This is a genomic window from Paenibacillus sp., assembly GCF_031177825.1.
GTDB lineage: Bacteria > Bacillota > Bacilli > Paenibacillales > YIM-B00363 > Paenibacillus_AE.
This window is the reverse complement of sequence record NZ_JAPSKE010000007.1, coordinates 1-22,096: the sequence shown is the minus strand read 5'-3', so window position 1 is coordinate 22,096 and position 22,096 is coordinate 1. Positions and strand designations below refer to the sequence as shown.

Annotated in this window: 19 protein-coding genes, 7 tRNA genes and 1 pseudogene; 5 read left to right on the top strand and 22 right to left on the bottom strand. The window is 58.9% G+C overall.

The window, feature by feature from the left end:
• Nucleotides 1-68: 68 nt before the first annotated feature.
• Complete coding sequence (locus tag RIN49_RS10285) at nucleotides 69-1,733, bottom strand: histidine kinase N-terminal 7TM domain-containing diguanylate cyclase (RefSeq protein ID WP_309120082.1); 1,665 nt, start codon at nucleotides 1,731-1,733, stop codon at nucleotides 69-71.
• 107 nt (nucleotides 1,734-1,840) lie between these two features.
• Here RIN49_RS10285 and namA point away from each other — a divergent pair, with 107 nt between their 5' ends.
• Nucleotides 1,841-2,860: an NADPH dehydrogenase NamA gene (gene namA, locus RIN49_RS10280; protein WP_309120081.1), complete on the top strand. Its 1,020-nt coding sequence runs from the start codon at nucleotides 1,841-1,843 to the stop codon at nucleotides 2,858-2,860.
• Between the two features lie 68 nt (nucleotides 2,861-2,928).
• Here the strand turns inward: namA and RIN49_RS10275 are convergent, their stop codons facing one another.
• The gene (locus RIN49_RS10275) at nucleotides 2,929-3,135 is read right to left on the bottom strand and encodes a hypothetical protein (protein ID WP_309120080.1); all 207 of its coding nucleotides are present in this window, start codon (nucleotides 3,133-3,135) and stop codon (nucleotides 2,929-2,931) included.
• A gap of 115 nt (nucleotides 3,136-3,250) precedes the next feature.
• Between RIN49_RS10275 and RIN49_RS10270 the strand changes: the two genes are divergently transcribed.
• From RIN49_RS10270 to RIN49_RS10260, 3 genes and pseudogenes are all read left to right on the top strand, one after another.
• A complete protein-coding gene (locus RIN49_RS10270; protein WP_309120079.1) occupies nucleotides 3,251-3,868 on the top strand; it encodes an alpha/beta hydrolase in 618 nt (205 codons plus the stop codon).
• A gap of 90 nt (nucleotides 3,869-3,958) precedes the next feature.
• On the top strand, nucleotides 3,959-4,474 hold the full coding sequence (locus tag RIN49_RS10265; protein ID WP_309120078.1) for a universal stress protein: 516 nt from the start codon (nucleotides 3,959-3,961) through the stop codon (nucleotides 4,472-4,474).
• Nucleotides 4,475-4,769: 295 nt separating this feature from the next.
• Nucleotides 4,770-5,642 (top strand): annotated as a pseudogene (locus RIN49_RS10260) (DMT family transporter); the annotation flags it as partial.
• Between the two features lie 155 nt (nucleotides 5,643-5,797).
• Here the strand turns inward: RIN49_RS10260 and RIN49_RS10255 are convergent.
• The 6 genes from RIN49_RS10255 to RIN49_RS10225 all read right to left on the bottom strand — a co-directional run bounded on the left by RIN49_RS10255 (nucleotide 5,798) and on the right by RIN49_RS10225 (nucleotide 12,159).
• Nucleotides 5,798-6,574 carry an ABC transporter permease gene (locus tag RIN49_RS10255; RefSeq protein WP_309120077.1) on the bottom strand — a complete coding sequence of 259 codons (777 nt, stop codon included), beginning with the start codon at nucleotides 6,572-6,574 and terminating at the stop codon, nucleotides 5,798-5,800.
• Complete coding sequence (locus tag RIN49_RS10250; protein ID WP_309120076.1) at nucleotides 6,571-7,518, bottom strand: ATP-binding cassette domain-containing protein; 948 nt, start codon at nucleotides 7,516-7,518, stop codon at nucleotides 6,571-6,573. Before RIN49_RS10250 ends, RIN49_RS10255 begins: the two co-directional genes overlap by 4 nt.
• A gap of 1,313 nt (nucleotides 7,519-8,831) precedes the next feature.
• Nucleotides 8,832-9,656: an NAD(P)H-binding protein gene (locus tag RIN49_RS10240; RefSeq protein WP_309120075.1), complete on the bottom strand. Its 825-nt coding sequence runs from the start codon at nucleotides 9,654-9,656 to the stop codon at nucleotides 8,832-8,834.
• Nucleotides 9,653-10,381, bottom strand: coding sequence for a MerR family transcriptional regulator (locus RIN49_RS10235; protein WP_309120074.1), 729 nt, complete (start codon nucleotides 10,379-10,381; stop codon nucleotides 9,653-9,655). The genes RIN49_RS10240 and RIN49_RS10235 overlap by 4 nt, the downstream gene beginning before the upstream one ends.
• 35 nt (nucleotides 10,382-10,416) lie before the next feature.
• A complete protein-coding gene (locus RIN49_RS10230) occupies nucleotides 10,417-11,013 on the bottom strand; it encodes a TetR/AcrR family transcriptional regulator (protein WP_309120073.1) in 597 nt (198 codons plus the stop codon).
• Nucleotides 11,014-11,100: 87 nt separating this feature from the next.
• Entirely contained in the window at nucleotides 11,101-12,159 is a 1,059-nt protein-coding gene (locus RIN49_RS10225; protein ID WP_309120072.1) for an AraC family transcriptional regulator, read from the bottom strand.
• A 119-nt stretch (nucleotides 12,160-12,278) separates the two neighbouring features.
• Here RIN49_RS10225 and RIN49_RS10220 point away from each other — a divergent pair, with 119 nt between their 5' ends.
• Nucleotides 12,279-12,860, top strand: coding sequence for an NAD(P)H-dependent oxidoreductase (locus RIN49_RS10220; protein ID WP_309120071.1), 582 nt, complete (start codon nucleotides 12,279-12,281; stop codon nucleotides 12,858-12,860).
• A 30-nt stretch (nucleotides 12,861-12,890) separates the two neighbouring features.
• On the opposite strand, the gene RIN49_RS10215 is transcribed toward RIN49_RS10220, so the two are convergent.
• The 14 genes from RIN49_RS10215 to RIN49_RS10145 all read right to left on the bottom strand — a co-directional run bounded on the left by RIN49_RS10215 (nucleotide 12,891) and on the right by RIN49_RS10145 (nucleotide 22,047).
• Nucleotides 12,891-13,061: a DUF5957 family protein gene (locus RIN49_RS10215; RefSeq protein WP_309120070.1), complete on the bottom strand. Its 171-nt coding sequence runs from the start codon at nucleotides 13,059-13,061 to the stop codon at nucleotides 12,891-12,893.
• Between the two features lie 37 nt (nucleotides 13,062-13,098).
• A complete protein-coding gene (locus tag RIN49_RS10210; protein ID WP_309120069.1) occupies nucleotides 13,099-13,983 on the bottom strand; it encodes a carbohydrate ABC transporter permease in 885 nt (294 codons plus the stop codon).
• Nucleotides 13,984-14,004: 21 nt separating this feature from the next.
• The gene (locus RIN49_RS10205) at nucleotides 14,005-14,889 is read right to left on the bottom strand and encodes an ABC transporter permease (RefSeq protein ID WP_309120068.1); all 885 of its coding nucleotides are present in this window, start codon (nucleotides 14,887-14,889) and stop codon (nucleotides 14,005-14,007) included.
• Between the two features lie 90 nt (nucleotides 14,890-14,979).
• Nucleotides 14,980-16,659, bottom strand: a complete 1,680-nt coding sequence (locus RIN49_RS10200) for an extracellular solute-binding protein (protein ID WP_309120067.1) — start codon at nucleotides 16,657-16,659, stop codon at nucleotides 14,980-14,982.
• A gap of 149 nt (nucleotides 16,660-16,808) precedes the next feature.
• Nucleotides 16,809-18,158, bottom strand: a complete 1,350-nt coding sequence (locus tag RIN49_RS10195) for a helix-turn-helix domain-containing protein (protein WP_309120066.1) — start codon at nucleotides 18,156-18,158, stop codon at nucleotides 16,809-16,811.
• The gene (locus RIN49_RS10190) at nucleotides 18,136-19,893 is read right to left on the bottom strand and encodes a sensor histidine kinase (protein ID WP_309120065.1); all 1,758 of its coding nucleotides are present in this window, start codon (nucleotides 19,891-19,893) and stop codon (nucleotides 18,136-18,138) included. Before RIN49_RS10190 ends, RIN49_RS10195 begins: the two co-directional genes overlap by 23 nt.
• Nucleotides 19,894-19,924: 31 nt before the next feature.
• Nucleotides 19,925-20,794, bottom strand: a complete 870-nt coding sequence (locus RIN49_RS10185; protein ID WP_309120064.1) for a D-alanyl-D-alanine carboxypeptidase family protein — start codon at nucleotides 20,792-20,794, stop codon at nucleotides 19,925-19,927.
• 630 nt (nucleotides 20,795-21,424) lie between these two features.
• Nucleotides 21,425-21,498: transfer RNA gene (locus tag RIN49_RS10175), tRNA-Pro, on the bottom strand.
• A 14-nt stretch (nucleotides 21,499-21,512) separates the two neighbouring features.
• Nucleotides 21,513-21,586, bottom strand: a tRNA-Cys gene (locus RIN49_RS10170).
• 10 nt (nucleotides 21,587-21,596) lie between these two features.
• A tRNA-Leu gene (locus tag RIN49_RS10165) sits at nucleotides 21,597-21,679 on the bottom strand.
• A 13-nt stretch (nucleotides 21,680-21,692) separates the two neighbouring features.
• A tRNA-Lys gene (locus RIN49_RS10160) sits at nucleotides 21,693-21,765 on the bottom strand.
• Between the two features lie 17 nt (nucleotides 21,766-21,782).
• Nucleotides 21,783-21,865 (bottom strand) — tRNA-Tyr (locus RIN49_RS10155).
• Between the two features lie 9 nt (nucleotides 21,866-21,874).
• A tRNA-Thr gene (locus RIN49_RS10150) sits at nucleotides 21,875-21,950 on the bottom strand.
• Between the two features lie 20 nt (nucleotides 21,951-21,970).
• Nucleotides 21,971-22,047 (bottom strand) — tRNA-Asp (locus RIN49_RS10145).
• Nucleotides 22,048-22,096: the final 49 nt, after the last annotated feature.

Below are 22,096 nucleotides of genomic sequence, written 5' to 3'. Positions count from 1 at the left end.
GATGGTCCTCCCGTTCCCCGCATGCGATTCGAAGCGTCCGTCCGCCTAAGCGACTAAGCGACGAAGCGTCAAGCGACGACGATGCGGTTGCGCCCTTGCTCCTTCGCCCGATATAACGCCGCGTCGGCTTTCCGCATCACCTCGACGAGGAACTGCTTCGGGTTCTCGTCCTCGTAGCCGTCTCCGTCGACGCTGATCAATCCCATGCTGATCGTAATTTGAATGTCTCCGCGGTCCGTCGCCACGACCTGCGATTCGACGATGCGCCGAAGCTGCTCCGCCAAGCGGTACGCGTCCCGATTTTCCGTGTGCGGCAAGTAAATCGTGAATTCCTCGCCGCCGTAGCGCGCGAAGATGTCGCTCTCCCGCAGCCGCGCGCGGATGAGCGAGGACGTATGCCGGAGCACCTCGTCTCCGATATGATGCCCGTAGGTGTCGTTAATTTGCTTGAAGTGATCCACGTCGAACAAAATAAGCGAAAACGGCACGCGATACCGCTGCTCGACCGTGATCTGATACTCCAGCATCTGAAACAGATACCTTCTATTATAACATCCCGTGAGCGGATCCGTCGTGGCCAACAGCTCGAGCTTCCGATTCGCGACCGACAGTTCCTCCTGCATGAGCGTCAGCTCGCCGTTGCGCAAGGTCAAGTCTTCGTTGCGGTCGTGCAGCTCGTGCACGAGCCGGCGCCACTCCGTGACGTCCTGCAGCGTGACGATCCGCCCGACGTAAGAGCCGTTGTCGCTGTAGATCGGCGTAATTTTCACGGAGACGTGGATCGGCGATTGCTCCCGAACGAGCACCTCCGTCTGCAGAAACTTGCCCGTCTCGTGAAAATACGAGCTTAGGAAGCTGCGGCCGAAGCCGGGCTCGAGCGCGCCTTCCATGAGCGACTCGATCGGGAACGGCTGTCCGACGTTCATCGGGAAAAACCGCGTCGCCACCGCGTTCCGGTCGAGCACGTTGTGTCGGTCGTCGAGAATGACGATGCCGGTGTCCATGCTGTCCACCACCTCGCGAAGCGCGATGGAAATAATCCGGAACGCGTTGTTTTTCCGAATCGCGATGACGAAGCAAATATCGGAGAAGACGATGCCGAGCGACGTCAATCCGGTGACATGTTCCAAATCGGGGAAAAACGGCGTCGACGTATAGACGGTATCGAGCAGCGCGAGCAGCAGCATGATCGACTGTCCGAGCAAGAACAGCACGATCTGCCGCCGGAAGCCGAAATCCTTCGTCTTGAACAGCGCGCGAATCATGACGACGCTGCCGAGCAGCACGTACAACACGCTGATGCCGGCCAAATACCAGAAGACGGGACCGTACGTCCGCTCGGCCAGCCACGTCGTGGACGTCGCGGCGAACAGGCCGTGCCAAGGATTCAAGGTGACGAGCACCGCCGCGGCGAGCGCCGGCAGCCCGAGCACCAAATACCCGGCCTTCTTCATCCGGTACAGACCCTTGGTCAACATGAGCGAAAACATAAGCCAGCCGTACCCGAGGAACGAAAGTCCGACGAACGCCAAATTCACGGCGTACCATTGGTAATCCTGATCGGGCGTAATCGACAGCATGAACATGCCGTACGGCCACGTCATCATGGCGATATGGAAGGCGATATATACTTTATGCAGCTGTCGAATTTCGTTGGTGAATAAGACGTACAGAAATAGAAAAAGTAAAGCGAGGGCCGAGAGGAAATCAATCCCGTTAAACGTTTGTTCCATAGGGAGCTCCTTACGGGTAGATAGGTCTTTTTTACCAAAAGATTATATTCGCTTCGGTTCGGAGATTTCCTTTTTTTATGTGAAAATTAATAAAGGAGGGATTTTATATGTCTGTATCTTTATTCGCGCCGTTCGAGATACGGGGCGTCGAGCTCAGAAACCGGATCGTCATGTCGCCGATGTGTATGTACAGCTGCTTCGAAAAGGACGGGAAGGTTATCCCGTGGCACGTCACGCATTATGCCAGCCGGGCGGCCGGCGGCGTCGGCCTCGTCATGACCGAGGCGACCGCCGTCTTGCCCGAAGGCCGCATCTCCGACGAGGACCTCGGCATCTGGTCGGACGATCACGTCGCCGGCCTGCGTCTGGTGACGGACGCCTGCCGCGCCGCCGGCGCGAAGACCGGCATCCAGCTCGCGCACGCCGGACGCAAATCCGAGGCGGAAGGACGCGTCGTCGGGCCGTCGGCCGTCGCGTTCAACGACCGCTACCGCACGCTCGAGGCGATGACGGAGGCGGACATCGCCTCGGCGGTCGCCGCCTTCCGGGACGGCGCGCGGCGGGCGAAGGACGCCGGCTTCGACGTCGTCGAGCTGCACGCGGCGCACGGATATTTGCTGAGCGAATTCCTCTCCCCGCTCGCGAACTTCCGCACGGATCGGTACGGCGGCGACGCGGAGGGCCGCTTCCGGATGCTTGCGGAGACGATCGAAGCGGTTCGCGGCGTATGGGACGGCCCGCTGTTCCTGCGCCTGTCGCTGAACGAATACGCGGAAGGCGGCACGCCGCTCTCCGACTTCGTCGAATTCGCCCGTCGGGCCAAGGCGCTCGGCGTCGACCTCGTCGACTGCAGCTCCGGCGGCGTCGTGCCGGCGCGCGTCGACGCGTATCCCGGCTATCAAGTGCCGGCCGCGGAAGTCGTGCGCCGCGAGGCGGACATTCCCGTCGGCGCGGTCGGGCTCATCGCGGAGCCCGCATTCGCCGAGCATCTCGTCCATAGCGGCTGCGCCAACCTTGTCTTTCTCGGCCGCGCCCTGCTCCGGGATCCGTATTGGGCGCTCCACGCGGCGAAGACGCTCGGCGCAGAGGCGCCGATCCCGCAGCAGTACGCGCGGGGCTGGGCATAGTCGGTCAATAGAAAACCGCCGCCGAAGGACAGCTCCCGCTTCCCTTCGGCGGCGGTCCGTTCCGCGCCTTACGTCGGCCGATATCCGTCGTTCTTCCCGAGATCTTCGCCGTCTCGAAGGAACGTGACGTCGTTGCCGCCCGCATAATAATCGTCCTTGATCTGCTCGCGGGTTTCCGCCGCGCCCGCCTCGTCGCCCGCTTCGCCGTTCGCGACGTCGTTATAGGACGCTAGCAGCGCCTCGCCGGCAGGATTGTTGCGCTTATCTCTAGCCAAGCCGCCTTCAACTCCCTTCCTCGAATTACTTACAGATTGCCTCGCCGCCGCGATTCCGATACATGGCCGTCGGAACGCGCGGAACAACCTTGAACGAGAGGAATGACTTACGAACATGAAACACATCTATCGCGAAGGCGCCGGCGAAGACAAGCCGGTTCTGCTGCTGCTGCACGGCACCGGCGGGAACGAAGAGAGCCTGCTCGAGCTCGCCTCGTTCATCGACGCCGAAGCCGCCGTCCTCGGCGTGCGCGGCAACGTGCTGGAGAACGGCATGCCCCGGTTTTTCCGTCGGATCGCCGAAGGGCTGTTCGACGAAGCGGACCTCGCGTTCCGCACCCAAGAGCTGCACAACTTCCTGCACGACGCGTCGCTGCAATACGGCTTCGCGCGGGAGCGGGTCGTCGCCGTCGGGTATTCGAACGGCGCGAACATCGGGGGAAGTCTTCTATTTCAACACGAAGACGCGCTGCGGGCCGCCATCCTGTTCCGCCCGATGGTGCCCCGCCGCGGCGTCCCGCTGCCACGCCTGGACGGCCTGCCGGTGTTTATCGGCGCGGGCGAGAACGACCCGCTGATCCCGAAGGAGGAATCGGAGGAGCTGCGGACGCTGTTGGAAGGCGCCGGCGCCGCGGTGACGCTGCGCTGGGAGCCGTCCGACCACCACCTGACGAAGCCCGAGATCGACGCCGCCGCGGCGTGGCTGCGCTCCCTTCCCGGCGCGAGCGAATAAGCGGCTCCCGATCTGTGCGTTCGATCTCTGCCTGCGCCGTCCCGCTTCCTATATAATGGAAGCATAAGACGGTTAAGGGCGGTGGCCGACATGTTGTTTCGCAACATCTTAGTAGCCTACGACGGCTCGGAGCCGAGCCGGAGCGCGCTTCGGAAGGCGATCGAGCTCGCGACGTCGTCGCCGTTCTGCAAAATCGACGTCCTCTATGTCCGACCTACTCCGACGACGTGGCATCCGGATTTGCCGGCCGCGCCGTTGATCGAATACGAAGAGAGCCGCGCGGCCGAAATCGTCGACGGAGCGCGAGAGATGCTGCGGCCCGTGCCGAACCGGTGGCGCACGTTCATCGCCGAGGGGCGAGCCGCGAAGGCGATTCTCGCCTTCGCGGGCGAGACCGGCAGCGATCTGATCGTCATGGGCAACCGCGGACGGGGCGGATGGACGGAACTGTTCCTCGGCAGCGTCAGCCATTACGTCGTACAGCATTCGCGGGTCCCCGTGCTCGTCATGAAGCGGCCGCCGGGCGACGGCGAAGGCGTCTCCCTCCGGCAGCCGGCGAAGGAGCGGGCGTCCGACGCTCGCGAAAGACGGGAAGACCGCCTCTGAGAAGGGGCGTTTCTTCGTCGTTCCCGCCTCCGAATCGTAAAAGACCGATCCCCGAGCACCCCCGCGCCGCCCGAAGATCGGTCCCTTCGATTCCGTCTGGAGTATTCGCCCGGAAATAAAGTGCGCGGAAACCCGCCTGACTTCCCGGCGGGTCGTCTCGCCCCGACGAACAATCTCGATCGAAGAACATCGCATACGCTAAGCGTCTCCAAATCGAATACAATCGGCTAAGCATAAGACAATTTTCGCTAATGGCGTATCGGCGTCCGCTCTGTCACGCTAGGGACATAGTATAGTGCGCACCTGCGTAGGGGGACTTCGATTGGTCGGATATGCAGCTTTGATCGGCGCGGTATTGATTTGGGCGTTGTCTTATATCGTCATGAAGTCGGCGACGACGGATTACCCCCAGCTGCTCTTTCAATTCTGGAGGTACGCCGCCGTCGCCGCGGTCTATTCGATTTCATTCCACCGCGTCATACGCACGATTTCGGGCCCGCTTTGGAAAGCGAGACTGCTTTGGCTCGGCCTGGCCAATTTCGTGCACGGCTTCTTTTCGATTTATGCCGTGCAATATACGACGCCGACCCGAGTCGTCGTGATCCACAGCCTCATCATCGGCGTCGTCCCGCTGCTGCGATGGTTCCACGACCGCTGCAAGCCGGCGCGTCCCGAACGATGGGCGATCGGCATCGCGCTTCTAGCGATCTCCCTCCTGCTCGACCCGCAGGACCGATCCGTGCAGATCGGGGACGCCCTCGCGTTCGTCGGCATGCTCGGCTACGCCTACTCGGTCGTCCTTGTGAACCGTATGCTGTCGACGGATCGCGCTTCGGTCATCCAGGTGTCCTACTTGGCCGTGATGGGCTGCGCCGTCTATTTCTTCGCCGCGGCGGCGATATACGCCCTCATCCGGCCGGGCGGCTTCGCGGTGCAGGCATTGATCGGCCAACCGATGACGATCGCCGGCGTCTTATACATGGTCGTGTTCGTGTCATTGGCGGCCAACCTGCTGCAAGTCGCCGGACAGCGCAGGCTGACGCCGGTCACCGTATCGATCCTGTTCTGCTTGGAGCCCGCCGTTACCGGCGTGCTGGATTACATCCTGCTTGGCAACGCCGCTTCGTGGCGCCTCATTGCTTGCGGTCTCCTGCTGATCGCGGCGACCGTCATCGCTTCGCTTCGATACCGGACGAGAGACGCCGACGAACATGCCTTACCCGCCGCCGTCGGTCGGTCAATAACAACCGAGGCGTTACGCGTGCGTGTCGAAATGCGTAGCCGAACTTATTTCCTCGGCAATATTCGACAGACACACGTGATTTATCGCTTCCGCGCGAAGACGTACGTCGCCGCCGCGAACGACGCAAGCAGCAGGATGCCGAACCACGCCGCGGCCGCCCGCGCGTCGGAGTCGGCGGCGCCGCCGCCGACGAGCAAGCCGCGCAGCGTCTCGATCAGCGGCGTCACCGGCTGATATTCGGCGAAGGCGCGGAGCCACGAAGGCATCGTCTCCGTCGGGACGAACGCGCTGCTCACATACGGCAGGAACATAATGAAGAAGGCAAAAGCGCCGGCCGTCTCCGCGGAACCCGCCAGCAAACCGAAGAGGACGGCCAGCCAGCAGACGGCGAGGAAGAACAAGCCGAGGAACAGCGCGACGCCCAGCCATTCGGCCCAGCCCGCCGAAGGGCGGAAGCCGACGGCCAGCGCGACGAGAAACACCAAGACGGCGCCGATCCCGTTGCGCACGAGGCTGTTCGCGACATGCCCGAGCAGCAAGGAGACCGGGCGGACCGGCATCGCGCGCAGCCGTTCGTACATGCCGCCGGTCATATCGAGATTGACGCTCGTCGCCGTCATCGACGTGCCGTAGCCGACGCAGGTCACGATGATGCCGGGAACGACATAATTGACGTATTCCGTGCCGGTAGCGATCGCGCCCCCGAAGACGAAGACGAACATGAGCATCAAGATGACCGGCAGCAGGACGCCGATCGCCAACGTCTCCGGATTGCGAAGCGTGTGCCTCGTCAGCCGAAGGAACAACGTCCATCCGTCCTGCAGCGTCTGAGCCCATCCCGAAAATAACGTCGTCATCCCGCCATCTCCTTCCGCGCGTCGCCGGTCAGTCCAAGGAAGACGTCGTCCAGCGTCGGCTTCCTGATCTCTACGCCCGTCGGCTCCAGTCCGTAATCATGCAGCAGATTGAGGGCGAGCCGCAGCTCCTCGAACGAAGACCCTTCCGGCGATACGGGAACGCCGACGCCGCGCTCTTCGACGCAGCCGTTCAAGAGCCGCGCCGCGCCCGCCGCTTCCGCCTCGGATCGGAACGACAGCTCGATCCGCCCGCCGCCGACGAGCCGCTTCAGTTCTTCCGCCGTTCCCTCGGCCGCGATCCGACCGCCGTGCACGACCGCGATGCGATCGGCGAGCCGCTCCGCCTCCTCCAAATATTGCGTCGTCAAGAACACCGTCATCCCGCCGCGCGCCAGCTCGGTAATCATCTCCCACAACTGCAAGCGGCTTCGCGGATCCAATCCCGTCGTCGGCTCGTCGAGGAAGAGCACCTGCGGATCCGCGAGCAGGCTGACCGCGATGTCGAGCTTGCGCCGCATGCCGCCGGAGTACGTCTTCGCGAGGGCGTCGGCCGCCTCCGTCAAGCCGAACCGCTCGAGAAGCCGCTCCGCGCGCTCGTTCGCGGTCCGGCGATCGAGCCGATACAGGCGCCCCATCATCCGCAAGTTTTCCCGCCCCGTCAACAGCTCGTCGACGGCCGCGAATTGCCCCGTCAAGCTGACGATGCCGCGAACCTGGGCTGCCTGTCGCACGCAATCGTATCCTCCGACCGCGGCGGCGCCCGAATCCGGCTGAAGCAGCGTCGTCAGCGCGCGGACCGTCGTCGTCTTGCCGGCGCCGTTCTCCCCGAGCAGCGCAAAGATCGTGCCTCGCCGCACGACGAAGTCGATCCCGTCGAGCACGGTCCGTGGTCCATACCGTTTCTTCAACCCTTGCACGGTAATGATGGCGTCGTTCATCATCATCGTTGCCTCCTCTTTCGTTGATTGATCCGTTCAGTCAATATTAGAGTAAGGGGAAACCCTCGCTTTGTCAACGGGAATGTGGCGAATGTGCTGTGAACAATATAAGCCTTGATGTGTTGATCCAATTCAAGTGTTAGACAAACAGCGGTAGCTTCGGACTAAAAAAAATTAATATTGAAAACTAATTGCCGGGTAGTTGGATGCCGCGCCAACCGCTTATATTGCATTGGTCTTCATTATTTCGACCCACAGCCGTCACCGTACCGTCCGATGTAAGACCGACCTTTAGGCCATCGTTTCACCTTTACCCCCCGCCTGCATCAGCGTACCTTACCCGTTCTGCTCTGTCTAAAAAGCAAGTAAATGTAAAATGACCATCTAGGACTTGACGCTATTTACATTTTGCAAGGGGAACTGGTTTTGCAAAATAACCGATATTATACTAGCACCTAACACAGGTTCGACGGGAGGAAGCATATGCTGTTGGAAAATCTAATTGGAGTTGGTAGATTTGCAGAACACGACAAAACTCCCAAGAACAAATAAGAAACAACCTCGTGGTCCTTCTCGAAAAACAAGAAAAAGAAAAACACGAAAATTACCACGCGAATACTCCTCCACACAAACAATGCCACTAAGACGACTCAACGTTCGTTCCACAATTCTCTGGGGCACTGGTGTGAACCTTGAAGCTATGAGGAGTGAACTCCGGTCTAGAATAAATATTGCAGGCGCACTTTGGAGAGAGAAATGTCAAATTCAATTGGTCAATGAAAACATGGGAACACAAGTGTGCAGAAGAAACTGTATTAAAGTATTAAATTATAATCCTAATCGGGAAATGTTATCTATTATGAATCAATTGTACAGCCTTAGAAGAATAAACAATCAACCGCGTGTTTTCATTGTTTTAGCTCCGGAACTATATTTGAAGGCGGCCAGTTAGGTGCAACGACTTCGTATGGAAGTGACACTGATTATATCATAGTGATTTGGCTTACGCTTCAGGGGCTTAGGCATCAAAATATACTCGCGCACGAGATTGGCCATGCATTGTTTAACAGAAGAAGAATTGAGTCTCAAAGTCATAGCATTGATCCGGAAAATTTGATGTATCCCATTGTACCAAGGGGAGGTAACCCCATTATTACTGGCACTCAATGTGAAAGAGCCAGGGGCAGCCGTCTATTAATTTAAATAATTTCGCGTTCCAAAAAAACGAAACCGCGTCAGGCAAGGACGGGAAATAATGTCCTAGACTGCCGCGGTTTATGTCGAACTAGCGAATCCGTTGCTGCTTTGGAAAGCCTCATTTATGGGTTTTTAAAATATTGCACGTTTTCTGACGCCCATTGTGCGAAGGTTCGTGCTGGATGACCAGTTACCTGCTCGACGGTTGGAACCACTGTATACGCAGATTTTGGAGGGTTGGCATACCATCCTAAGACGAAATCGATGGCGTCCCCTGGCGCTCCCTGTTCCCGCATACGTTCGCGTGCCTGATCTTCGGTGAGCTCGACAAACCGGATATCCCTGCCGATCGCCGCGCTGAGAATCCGAACCTTATCGAACACTGTCAGTACCTCTGGACCAGTCAGGGTGTAGGTTTTTCCGGCGTGGCTATCACCGACTAATGCGGCTACCGCTACGTCAGCGATGTCGGCAACGTGGATCATAGCACTGGGTGAGTTACCGTATGGCTCCCGGACAATACCTTCCAAGCGGATAGACTCTGCCCACCCAAGCGCATTGGACATAAACTCGACAGGCTGGAGAAAGGTCCAACCGAGGGCACTGGCTTCCATGGCTCTCTCCACAGGTCCATTCTCGCCATTCCATAAAACCGTGACTCGCCGCACCCCTGCCTTTTGAGCCAGTTCAACAATCTCGGGTCCGGTTTGCAGCGGGGTGTAACCGTCACTATTGAAAGTGATCAAGTGTATACCGGTAACGCCGTTCAGCGCAGGCGCAAGAGTCTTTGGCTCTGTAAGGTCGCCATACACGACCTCCACCCCTTCGGGTAGCTTAGCCGTTGACGGGTTGCGCGTGAGTGCGCGCACATGATGGCCAGACTCAAGAAGCTGGTTGACTATCTGACGACCGACATTTCCTGTTGCTCCCGTTACTAATATTGTCATTGTTCATCCTCTTCAACGGGTACCCACTTATCCCGATTTTCTTTCATGAGGTAGATTTGTTTTTCCAACCGGACTTGCGCCTCATCCAATGCCTTTCTTTGCCGAATCACATCGTTTAGCTTGGTTTCGTATATCTGCAACAACGCTTCGCAATACTCGTCTTCTTTCTTATCGTACCTTAGATTCTCAGGGCAATGCAGAATATCTTTAATCTGGTCGGTGGTTAGACCTAAGTTAAGGTATAGTTGGATCGTATTAATAGCTTCGATAATCGAATCATCGAACTCGCGATAATTATTGTCAAGACGAGAAACAGATATTAACCCCTTTTTCTCATAATGCCGTAAGGATCGAGAACTGATCCCGGTCATTTTGGCTATTTGACTTATTTTCAAAGCTGCACCTCCCTTACTTCTAACTAATTTAAGTTCATCATAAAGTATGACACTAGTGTCAAAGTCAAGTTTTATTAGAAGTTTTTTCTCCACCGTGTGATTCATATCGAAACCCAACTCAAGCAAAGCACGCACACCCTCATAATTTTGAAAGGCAAGGGCTCGCCAAACGGCTGATGATTTCACATGATTCCGAGCGTGAAGATCCGCACCGTGGGCGATGAGCTTTTCAAATATCGCTTTATTGCCATGCGGAGCTGCCGCAGTAACTACGAGTTCCTTTTTATCGTTTAAATTATCAACGCCGTATCGGTCCAGGATGTCGGACATCTAATACTTTATTTTCGTCGAACAGAGAAGCTTGTTCACCTCGCGGCGAGCATCCGCAGCAATAGATCGACCTTGCGGTCGAGATTTCGGCTCCACCACTCCCGGTCTCCCTCCATCAGCACCCCCGAGAGGACGGTCAGCAGCAGCTCAAGCAACTCTTGAGGATCTCCCTCGACGACCGAACCGTCCGCTTGTCCCGCCGCAATCAGAGGGAACAGCTCCTTCGCGTACACCTCGGATCCCTGCCGGATCATCTTCATCGTCTTCTCCGGCGCGCCGCCGAACCGCGTAACGTGTTGAATGACGCGAAATACGTCGCTGTTCCCTTCCGTCAGCGCGAACTTCACGAACGTCTTCACCTTCTCCAGCGGAGTCAACGGCAACGCCCGGACTTCCCGGAACAGTTCGTCCGCGCCTTCCATCGCCCATGCAAGGCTCTCGTGCAGCACTTCTTCCTTGGATTCGAAATAATGATATACGAGTCCGTGGCTGACGCCCGCTTCCGCCGCGATCATGCCGATCTTCGTCAGCCGGATGCCGTTCTCGGCGAACGTCCTGAGCGCGGCCGAAATAATTTGTTGTCTCCGGTCGTTCCGGATTTTCTCCAGCTGTTCGTCGTTCATCGGTGTCATCTTCGCATCATTGCCTCCATCGTCGATACGGGCATTGTAGCACAACGTCGCGCTCCGGCGAAGGCCGTGCCATGCCTTCTGTCCGCATTACCGGCGCGCGGCCGCTCCCGGCAGCGTCCCCGAACCCGATCCGTTCTCCGCTCGCAGGCTTGCCCGGAACTGGCCGGGCGTAACCCCCGTCCACTTCTTGAATGCGTTCTGGAACGCGCTCAGCTCGGAGAAGCGGAGCAAATAGGCGACGTCCCCCACCGAATGTTCCGGCTGGCTCAAGTAGCCCTCGGCCAGCTCCTTCCGAACAGCGGCGGCAAGCCCGTTATAAGACGTTCCTTCTTCCCTCAGCTTTAGCTGGAACGATCGCGCGCTCATATGGAACGAGGCGGCCGTCTCCTGGAGCGTCGGGAAGGACGCGGGCATGCATTCCAGCATCCGCCTGAAGACCGCGTCGGACAACGTCCGGCCCTTCGTCAGCGTCTCCAACGTCCGCGCCGCGACCGATTCGAACATGTGCCGAAGTCTGGCGTCGGCGTACAAAATCGGGAGAGCCATTACGTCCTTGTGGAATCGAATCGCGTTCTCGTCCCCGCCGAACCGCGGCGCTCTCCCGAAGACGGACAAGTACGGCGCCGCTTCCCCCGGGGCCGCGTGCTCGAACGTCACTTCCCGCAAGGGGAATCGACGATTGCTCATCCCGCACATCAGCCGGTATACCGACGACGCCATGTCCTCCGCGCAATGCCGGGACATGCGTCCGATCGTTCCCAACAAGACGAACCGCAGCCGAATGTCGTCTCCCCGCGCCTCCCATTCCAGATTGAAGCCGCTGCATAGGATGTCGTTATATCGCCGGTACGCCTCGAGCGCCTCGCCGACGGTGCCGGAATGCATCATGACGTACCCCAGTACGCCGAGATCGGCCGCTTCGGTATGCAGCCCTTGATGCAACCCGAAGTACGCGTTCTCCGTGAACGCCGCCGCGGCGAGCATCAGCCGCTCCAACTCCGCGACATCGATGCGGGACTCCGGATCTCGGAGCCGTCCGGCGTCGAAAGACGCCTCCCGGCAAAACCGTTCCGAGTCGAACCCCTGCTGCTCGACCGATTTCAAAATCGGATACACCATGGAAACGGACACTCCATTGGGTTTCATGACGCATCGACTCCCCTCTCTGCGCGATTCAGCAACATTTCTGCGCGTTCCGTCATTTTCTCCATCATAGTCAAAGTCGTATGCTGAGTACAGTTCCAAGAGAGAGAGGAGTACCTGATTTGAAAAAGAAAGTTCTCGTCATCAACGGACATCCCGATCCGGAAAGCTTCTGCGCCGCTTTGGCCGGCGCTTACGTCGAGGGAGCGAATTACGCCGACGCCGACGTTCGCGTCATTCATGTCGGCCGGCTCGAGTTCGAACCGAATTTGAAATTCGGCTATCGCCGAAGAACGGAATTAGAGGAAGATTTGAAGACGGCGCAAGCGTCGATTCGCTGGGCCGACCACCTCGTCTTCGTCTATCCCTGCTGGTGGGGAGCGATGCCCGGGATCTTGAAAGGCTTTATCGATCGCGTGTTCTTGCCCGGATTCGCGTTCAAATATCGGACCGATTCCGTGTTATGGGATAAGCTGCTCGTCGGCAAGTCCGCCCGCATGATCGTTACGTCGGACACCCCTTCCTGGTACAACCGCTTGGTATATCGTCAAGCGGGTCTCGACGTGATGAGGAAGAACGTCTTGGGGTTTTGCGGCGTCAAGCCGGTTCGCGTCACCGAGATCGGTCCGGTGAAGCCGTCCTCGCCGGAGCAGCGCGCCAAGTGGCTGGAACGGACGAGGCGGCTCGGAACGCAGCGGGCGTGACTCGGGAAGGATACCTGCGAGGCGGCCGGTCTACGGCCTCCTCCTCCTCGACAACCACAGCAGCGCGATCGCGCAGCCGTTCCCCGAGAGGAACGGCAAGTACCGCAGCGGCATCAGCCATGTCGGCTCCTCGAACAGCCATAATCCGGCGATCGCCATCCCTTTCGCGACCAGAGCGCCTCCGAAGGGCGACGCCAACATAAAAAAAGCACCCTCGAAAGAGAGGGTGCCTATCCTGCTACTCCTTCACGGAGCCGAGCATGATGCCGTGAATGAAATACCGCTGCAGGAACGGGTACACGATCAGAATCGGAATCATCGATACCATGATCTTCGCCGCGTTCAGCGTTTTGTCCGACAGCTTATCCAGCAGCTCGAGATTCGTGGAATCGAGATATTCCGGCGACAGCTGCACGACGAGCTGCTGAATGTACGTCTGCAACGGATACGACTCGACGCTGCGCATGAAGATCAGCCCGTCGAAGAACGAGTTCCAGTGGCCGACGAGGCTGAACAGCGTCACGGTGGCGAGCGCGGGCAGCGACAGCGGCAGGAAGACGCGCAGCAGCATGAACCACGGGCCCGCGCCGTCGATCGTGCCCGCTTCGCTGAGCTCCTTCGGCAAGTTGCGGAAGAAGTTCATGAGCAGGACGACGTTGAACACCGGCACCGCGCCCGGCAGCACGAGCGCCCACAGCGTATTGAACATGCCCAAGGATTTCACGACAAGGTACAGCGGAATCATGCCGCCGCTGAACAGCATCGTGAACAGCAGAAACCACATGTAATAATGCCGGGTCCGGAATTCCTTCGGGCTTCGGGACAACGGGTACGCCATCAGCACGGTGAGGACGAAGTTGATCGCGCCGCCGAGCAGCACGCGCTGCACCGACACCAGGAAGGCGTTCCCGAAGTGCGGGTCGACGATGATCTTGCGGTAAGATTCCAGATTGAAGCCGACCGGCCAGAACGTCACGAATCCGCCGGCCGCGGCCGCCATGTTGCTGAACGAGATCGCGACCGTATGAATGATCGGCGCCAGCGACAGGAAGGAGACGACCGCCATGAGCGCCACGAGCGTCGCGTCCCAGGCGCGGGCGGCGAAGGTTTTATCTCTTACCATGTTCCAGCCGCACCTCCCTTCCTAGAAAATTCGATAGTTCGCGTAGCGATACGCCAAGCGGTACGAGATGATGATCAAGATGAACCCGATTACGGACTTCAGCAAGCCGACGGCCGTCGCGAAGCCGTACTGCGCTTCGACGAGCCCGACCCGATATACGTACGTGTCGATGACGTCGCCGCTCGGATATACGAGCGGATTGTACAAGTTGAAGATTTGATCGAATCCGGCGTTCAATATATTTCCGATGCTGAGCGTCGCCAGCAATATGATCGTAGGCACCAAGTTCGGGAACGTGATATAGACGATCTTCTGGAATCGCGTCGCCCCGTCGATGTCGGCGGCTTCGTACAAGGTCGGGTCGATGCCCGCCAGCGCCGCGAGGTAGACGATCGCCGCGAAGCCGAAGTCCTTCCACGTATCCGAGCCGATAATAAGCCATGGAAACCATTCGTTGCTTGCTAGGAACATAATTCTCTCGCCGCCGAACAGCCCGATAACGTTGTTGACGATGCCGTCCATGGACAGCATGTCGATCATCACTCCCGCGAGAATGACCCACGACAAGAAGTGCGGCAAATAGACGATCGTCTGCACCCACCGCTTGAACGCCGCGAGGCGAAGCTCGTTGAGCAGAATCGCGAAGGTGACCGGCACGACGAGGCCGGCGATAATTTTCCCCATGGAAATAAAGATCGTATTATAGAAAATGACCTTGCTGTCCCGAATCTGAAACAAATATTCGAAATTTTCGAGCCCGATCCACGGAGAGTTTCGAATCCCGAGGCCGATATTGAAGTCTTGGAACGCGATCAAGACGCCGAACATCGGCACGAGATGAAATACGATCAGCAGCGCCATGCCCGGCAGCAGCATGAGGTGAAAATGCTTCTGGAAGCTCTTCATCGATTGTGCCCGCCTTCCGTTTGGTAAAGAAAAGAGAAGCGCCGCCAAGTACCGGCCTCGCGTCGGCGCTCCTCTCTCCGTTCCTTCGCCTTACTTCACTTCCGCTTGCACCTCGGTCGTAATTTCGTCGCCGCCCTGCGCTTTCCACTCCGATACGAACTTATCGAAGTCGTCGAGCGGGCGGTTGCCCATGACGATCGCGTAGAAGTATTCCTCTTCCAACTTCTTCAGGTTCGCCCACTTGCGCTCCATCGTCTTCGTCGTCGTCGTGAATTCGTTGTAAAGCGAGTTCATCGGCACCTTCAGCAGCTGCGCCGGCTCGGTATACCCCCAGAAGCGGCCCCAACCGGCCAAATCTTTACGAGGCGCGGCTTCGTCGGCTTTCGCGAAGTCGTACAGCAGCTTCACTTCCGGCTTCAGCTCTTCCGGCTTGATCTTGCCCGCGAGCGCGTCGGCCAACAGGTCGGATTTGCGCTCCACCGCGTCGGCGTAGTCGAACGTGCCGTTGCCGATCGGCCAGAATTCCGTCGAAATCGTAGCGTCCAGCTTGAGCGCGTCCGGCTCGGCCTTGCGCTCCGAGCGAATGTACGTGTTGATGTACACGATCGCCGCTTCCGGATGTTTCATGCCTTTGCGAACGACCATGAATCGGCTGCTGACGGGCAGCTGCAGGTTGTTCAGCTGGCCCTTGTCGTCGTGGACGGCGTACACCTTGAAGTTCGCGTCCGGGAAGTTCGCGTACGTGTCTCTCGCGATGCCGCCCGACCACCACGGGCCGAAGAACATGCCGGCTTTGCCGGAGATCACCATCTGATCCGTATCCTTGCGGATCGCGAATTCCTTGTCGATGAGGCCGGCCGCGTACATGTCGCGGATTTTGCCGAGCGCCGCTTTCGTCTCCGGCAGAATCGAACCGTAGGCGAGATTGCCGGCGCCGTCCCGGACCCAGTTGCCCGGGTAAGCGTTGTAGGCGCCGAACAGCCCTTTGAGATTGTGGCGGCCCGCCTTCATCGGCGCGTCCAACGTGCCGGCCGTCAGGCCGATCGTGCCGTCGCCGCCCATCTTGTTGTCGACGAACGCTTTGGCGATCTTCTCGACGTCCGACACCGTCTTCGGTCCTTCGAGACCGAGCTTGTCGAGCCAGTCCTGCCGCACCCACACCATGCTGAGCGCGTCCGCCTGAACCGCGATGTTCGGAATCGCGAGCAGCTTGCCGTCGATCGTCGCTTTCTCGAGCGCCATGCCGTTCGTCGAAGCGTACAGCTCTTCGGTCAGCGGCGCCTTATACTTTTCGTATACTTCGGTCAGATCCTCCAGCTGCCCCGCGTTCGCGAGCGTCTTGAACGTCTGCTCGTCGACGAACATGACGTCCGGGATGTCGCCGCTGCCGATCGCGAGCTTCGACTTCTGTTCGTAGTCGTTGCCCGAGGCGTACCATAAAATTTCGACCTCGATATTCGCCTTCTCTTTCAAATAACGCGTATACTGGTTGTCCTCCACCGTGTCGCCTTCCGGCAGCTTGGCGTCGGCGCCCAAGTGCTTGAAGGTGGTGAACGTCGCGGGCTCCGGCATGCGGTACGGATCGATCGCCTCCGCCGCGGGCGCTTCCTCCTTCGGCTTCTCGGCCGTCTTCCCTCCCGCTTCGGCGGTCGGCGCCGGATCTCCCGACGCTCCCTCCGGATTCCCCGCGTTGTTGCCAGTGCAGGCCGTGACGATCAGGGAAAGCAGGAGCAGCAGCATCGTCATCCCCTTGAACGAACGTTGAACCATTGTGATCCTCCTTTTTTGTAATCGCTTTCTTTATACGATTTTCATTATAGTGAAAATCTGCGCCCCGAACGGCACACTGCATCCGCAATTCGCGACCAAATCATCTTCTGCGGCGCCGCGGGTGGAGGATCGGAAGACGATGTTGCACTTTATTTCGGACGATTCGTGACATGAGCCGCCGATTGCTTCCGGTACTCGCGCGGCAGCATCCCCGTCACGTCCCGGAACACGCGGCTGAAATATCGTTCGTTCGGGTAACCGGATTCGGACGCGATCCAGCCGACCGACTTATTCGTCGACAGCAGCAGCGTCTTGGCGCGCCGAATGCGCGAGTCCCGGATGTACTCCTGGAAGGTGACGCCGACGATGTCGTGGAAGCATCGGCTGAAATAGCTGCGGCTCATGCCGACCTTCTTCGCGACGTCGGGCAGTTGAATTTCGGCTCTGACGTCCTGATTGACCAGATCGACCGCCTTCGTCACGCACGCGATGACCTCGAGCGAATACGCCTGCCGGTCGGCCTTGCTCAGCACGGCGCGGCGGACGCCGCTCAGCCAGCGCGTCCAGCCCTTCCACGTATGCGGCCGATGCGCCGGATCGATGCGGAACGATTCCGGATCGAACACCTTCGCCCATTCCTCGATGGCCATGTAAAACATCTGCTCCAGCTGCGCCGCCGGCAGCCGAAGCCTCGCCGTCTCCTCCAGCAGCCGGTCGAAGACGACCGGATCCGTCATCCACGACAGCTTGCACCAGTCGAGGCCGAGCCGGATCGTCTCCTCCTTCGCGGGCGGCCGTTGCTCCGCCAGCAGCTCCGAGGGCAGTTCGCATTCGCGCGCTTCTTCGTCCCAGCCGTAATAGAGCGCATGCTCCCCGTACAAGCGCAGCCTCTGGAGCAGCTCCTTCTTCTCCGTCCCCCGCACGCCCGTCCATCGCACCCGGACAACGTCCATCGGATGACGGTCCGACGCCTCGGCCGGACTCCCTTCCGGCGCACCGCCGGCATCGACGAAGCTCCACTCCTTCTCCGCGCCGTTCGTTCGGAACGCCGCGAGCGCCGCGTCATCTTCGAAGTACCGGGCGCCGCCGCCCTCCGCGTTCTGCTGACCGGGCGGCGTCCGCTGTCCGATCCGATCGCGGATGCGCTGCAGGATGACGGCCATCTGATCCTGTTCGAGCTCCACCTTCGTGATGTAATCCAACGCGCCGAGGCGGAGCGCGTCCCGCACCAAGTCGAACTCGTGATGGAAGGTCAGCACGACCATATGTAGGTGCGGATACCGTTCCTTCGCTTCCTTCATGAGCTCGAGTCCCGACATGACCGGCATCGCCAAGTCGGTTATCAGCACGTCCACCGCATGGCGGCTCAACGTCGTCAGCGCCTCCGCCCCGTCGCTCGCTTCGCATACCACCTTCATGCCGAACGATTCCCAAGGCATGATGCGGATAAAACCTTGCCGGACCAAATAATCGTCGTCAACGACCATCACGTTCAACATTCGGTCGTCCCTCCTTCCGTTCGATCGGCAGCCGCAGCGTAATGGCCGTCCCCATGCCGAGACTGCTGGACAACTGCATGCTCGCCTCTCCCGCGAACTGCAGCTCCAGCATCCGCCGTACGTAGTGCCATCCGATGCCCATGCCCGTCTTGCTGTTATATTCGCCTTCGCCGCTCATCAACAGCTTCGCTTCTTCCTCCGTCATGCCGTATCCGTTATCCCGAACCTCGATGACGATGCCGGAGAAGCCGGCTTCTTCCCTTACGATGACCTCGATGACGCCTTGTCCGCCGCTCTTGTTCCGGAGGCCGTGGGAGATCGAATTCTCGACCAAGGGCTGCAGGATGAAGCGCGGCACGGGCAGCTCCAGCAGCTCCTTCGCCGCGTTCACCCGCACGTCGAACGTAAAGTTGTAGCGGACGCCCTGCAGCATCACATAGTTTTTAAGCGCTTCCATTTCTTCACGAATCGTTGCGGTCCGTCCTTTGCCAAGATTGTAATGCAGCAGCCGATTCAGCGCGGACACGAGCCGGTCCGTCTCGTGATGACCGTTCACCCGAGCCAACCAACGAATCGTATCCAACGTGTTGTGGATGAAATGCGGATTGATCTTGTACAACAAATTTTCGATCTCGAGCTGCTTCTTCGCCTGCGCGTTGCGGTCGACGTCGACGATCAATTCGTCGATCGTCTGCTTCATCGAAGCGAAGTCCCGATGGATTTCGGAAAATTCGACCACCTTCTGGTACGTGAAGTCGAGCGGCTCCGACATTTGCCCGTGCTTCAAGCGGCGGATGTTCCGCTGGAGCTGAAGCAGCGGCTTGTAGACCATACGCCAGATGATGTACGCCAGGAAGCAGCCGACCGTGACGGACAGCGCGGCGAGCACGGCGAATTTCGTCACCCACCGATGGATCGCTTGGTTGTAGGATTCTTCCGGCACCGCGGCGACGATGCGCCACGACTGGTTGCTCGCTTCTTCGAACAAATAATAGCCCTTCTTCTTGACCGAGCCCCCGGCGGCACGCGGAGGATGGCTCGTCCCGGTCGGAAAATCGGCCTCCTTCTCGCTGTACGCGATCCGGTCCATGCTGTCCACGAAGAAGTACGACGTATCTCGGAAAATATCGTCCGTGCTTAAGATGCGGTCCGTCAGCTTGAAGTCCGTCTCCATGTACAAATACACGTCGTCGCGGGCCGGGATGTCCACCTTGCGCACGACGGAGAGCACCTTGTTGCCGTCCAGCGGGTTGATCGACACATGCGGACCGTAATACGTGAAGTACAGCTGCTCCGCCAGCAGCGGATGCTCGAAGAAGTCGAAGTCGGCGTGCAGCGGAGCGTTGTCGAAGATCACTTCGTTCCTATCCGCCAAATAATAAAAGATGACGCCGAGCGTCGGATTCGTGAAATGAATCAAGCTGATTTCGCTTTCGATCTCCTCGCTGAGCCGCCGCTTCTCGAACATATCCGCTTCGCTCAAGTACGCGTCCAGCTTGCGGCCGATCTCGCCCTCGAAGACGAGCTGCTGCGATGCGTGGTTCAACTGGCTTAACGTGTTTTCGAAGGAGAGGCGGGTTTGATGGAGGTTGCCGGCCACCCCCTTCTCCGCTTCGTTCCGCAGCATGGAGTACATGGACGAGTGGGACATCGTTCCGATGACGACGACGGGGAACAACGAACAGAGCAGCAAGAGGAAAATGAGGCGATGCTTTAAAGTCTTCGGTATCGGCATTCGGAACCTGCTTTCCCATGGATTGGCAAGTTCAGAATAATCGTTTCTTCCCGTTTTGACAATCCCGCGCCGCGATTCCTCGACGGCGGCGGAAGCCGTAGTCCAGCAGCTTCCGCGCGTCCGTCCATCGACCGTCCTCCGTCGAACGAAGCACGATCGCGATCAGTTCGACGCCTCCGGCGCTCGCCGAAGCCGCGAGGCAATACCCCGCCGCGCTCGTGAAGCCGGTCTTCAGGCCCGTGGCCGCGGCGTCGTAGAACGGGCTGTCCGGCTGAAGCAGCAGATTGCGGTTGCGGTACCGCCCGTCCGCGCCGACCTTCCGGCCCGCGAGCTCGCGGAACCGCTCGTTCCGCATCGCCCGCCGCGCGATTCGCGCGAGGTCGGCCGCCGTGGAGACATGGTTAGGATCGTGGAGCCCGTGGGCGTTGGCGAACCGCGTGTTCGCCGCGCCGAGCTCCCGCGCCTTCCAGTTCATCAGCTCGGCGAAATAGACCATGCTGCGCTCCGCCGACAGCGTCTTCCCGCAATGCTTCCGGACAAGCTGGCGGGCGACCGTCCGCGCCGCGTCGTTGCCGGACGCCAGCATCAAAGCCTCGGCCAAGCTTCCCGCGGTCCGCGTTTCGCCCTCGAGCAGGCCGGCGGAGCTCTCGCCGTCCTCCCGCTGCCGGATCTCGTCGCCGACAACGAACGTCTCGTCGTCGGCGCAAGCCTCCAACAACAGCAGCGTCGTCATTATTTTCGTCATGCTGGCCGGGTAGACGGGTTGGTTCGCCGCCTTCGCGAACAGCGCTTCGCCGCTCTTCGCGTCGATCACGATTCCCGCCTTCGCCCGGATGTTCGGGGTCATCGGCCAATGGTAGCTCTTCGGCAGAGCAAGTCGGAGCGCGGCGTGTTTCATCATGAAGTTCCCCCTTAGGTGTCGATTCGTCTTCGATACACTTCAGTGTACATGCTCTTTCTTAAGAGGAGGTGAGGAACAGATTAAGATTTGCTTAAGGCTCAAGCGAAGTAAGACTGCTGAGAGGTTCCCTCGACAGTCTTTCCGTTGTCCCTGTTATCTTATTGCGCGCCGGCTTCCGTCGCGATGTGGAACGTAACCCCGAACTTGTCCGTGACGATGCCGTACCTAGGCGTTTAGAACGTCTCCTGAAACGGCATGTCACCTTGCCGCCTCCTTCTTGCAGCGCCTCGAAGACCCGCTTCGATGTCATTGGATCTTCGATTGTCGTTCTGTCTTCGCAACGGACATGCCGTACGGCCCCGTCGCGGCGCTCGATGGATACGATCCGGCAACCCGTTACTATCCTCACCCCAAATCTTAAGTTTGAAAAAGAATAAACGCCGGGAGGTCCCGGGCATTGGTTGACACGCCTAGCCGGCGCGTTTGCGACAGCCATTCCCCTCGGAATTTCTATCATGCTGTAGATACGGGCGGTTATCAAAGCTCGGGGAATCGGCGTTAATCGCGAGCTGTATGAACATACAGAAAAGGCAAAGCTCTAGAGCTTCGCCTATCCGTTTTATATAAGTATCGGGACGACACGATTCGAACATGCGACCCCCTGGTCCCAAACCAGGTGCTCTACCAAGCTGAGCTACGTCCCGTTATTTTAACGATTTGGAGGCGCCACCTAGAGTCGAACTAGGGATAGAGCTTTTGCAGAGCTCTGCCTTACCGCTTGGCTATGGCGCCATGGATCTAATGCGGTTGAGAGGACTCGAACCTCCACGAGCGTACGCCCACTACCCCCTCAAGATAGCGTGTCTGCCATTCCACCACAACCGCAAACGAAACAAAGTGAGCCATGAAGGACTCGAACCTTCGACACCCTGATTAAAAGTCAGGTGCTCTACCAACTGAGCTAATGGCTCATATCTCCGAAGAGAAATGGGGGATGATGGATTCGAACCACCGAACTCGTAAGAGAAGAGATTTACAGTCTCCCGCGTTTGGCCACTTCGCTAATCCCCCATGAAAGCATGGTGCCGCCGAGAGGACTTGAACCCCCAACCTACTGATTACAAGTCAGTTGCTCTACCAGTTGAGCTACAGCGGCGTTTCGTATTGCTGTAAAGATGGCGGAGCCGACGGGATTCGAACCCGCGGTCTCCTGCGTGACAGGCAGGCATGTTAGGCCTCTACACCACGGCTCCGCGATGAAGAATTGGTTGCGGGGGCAGGATTTGAACCTACGACCTTCGG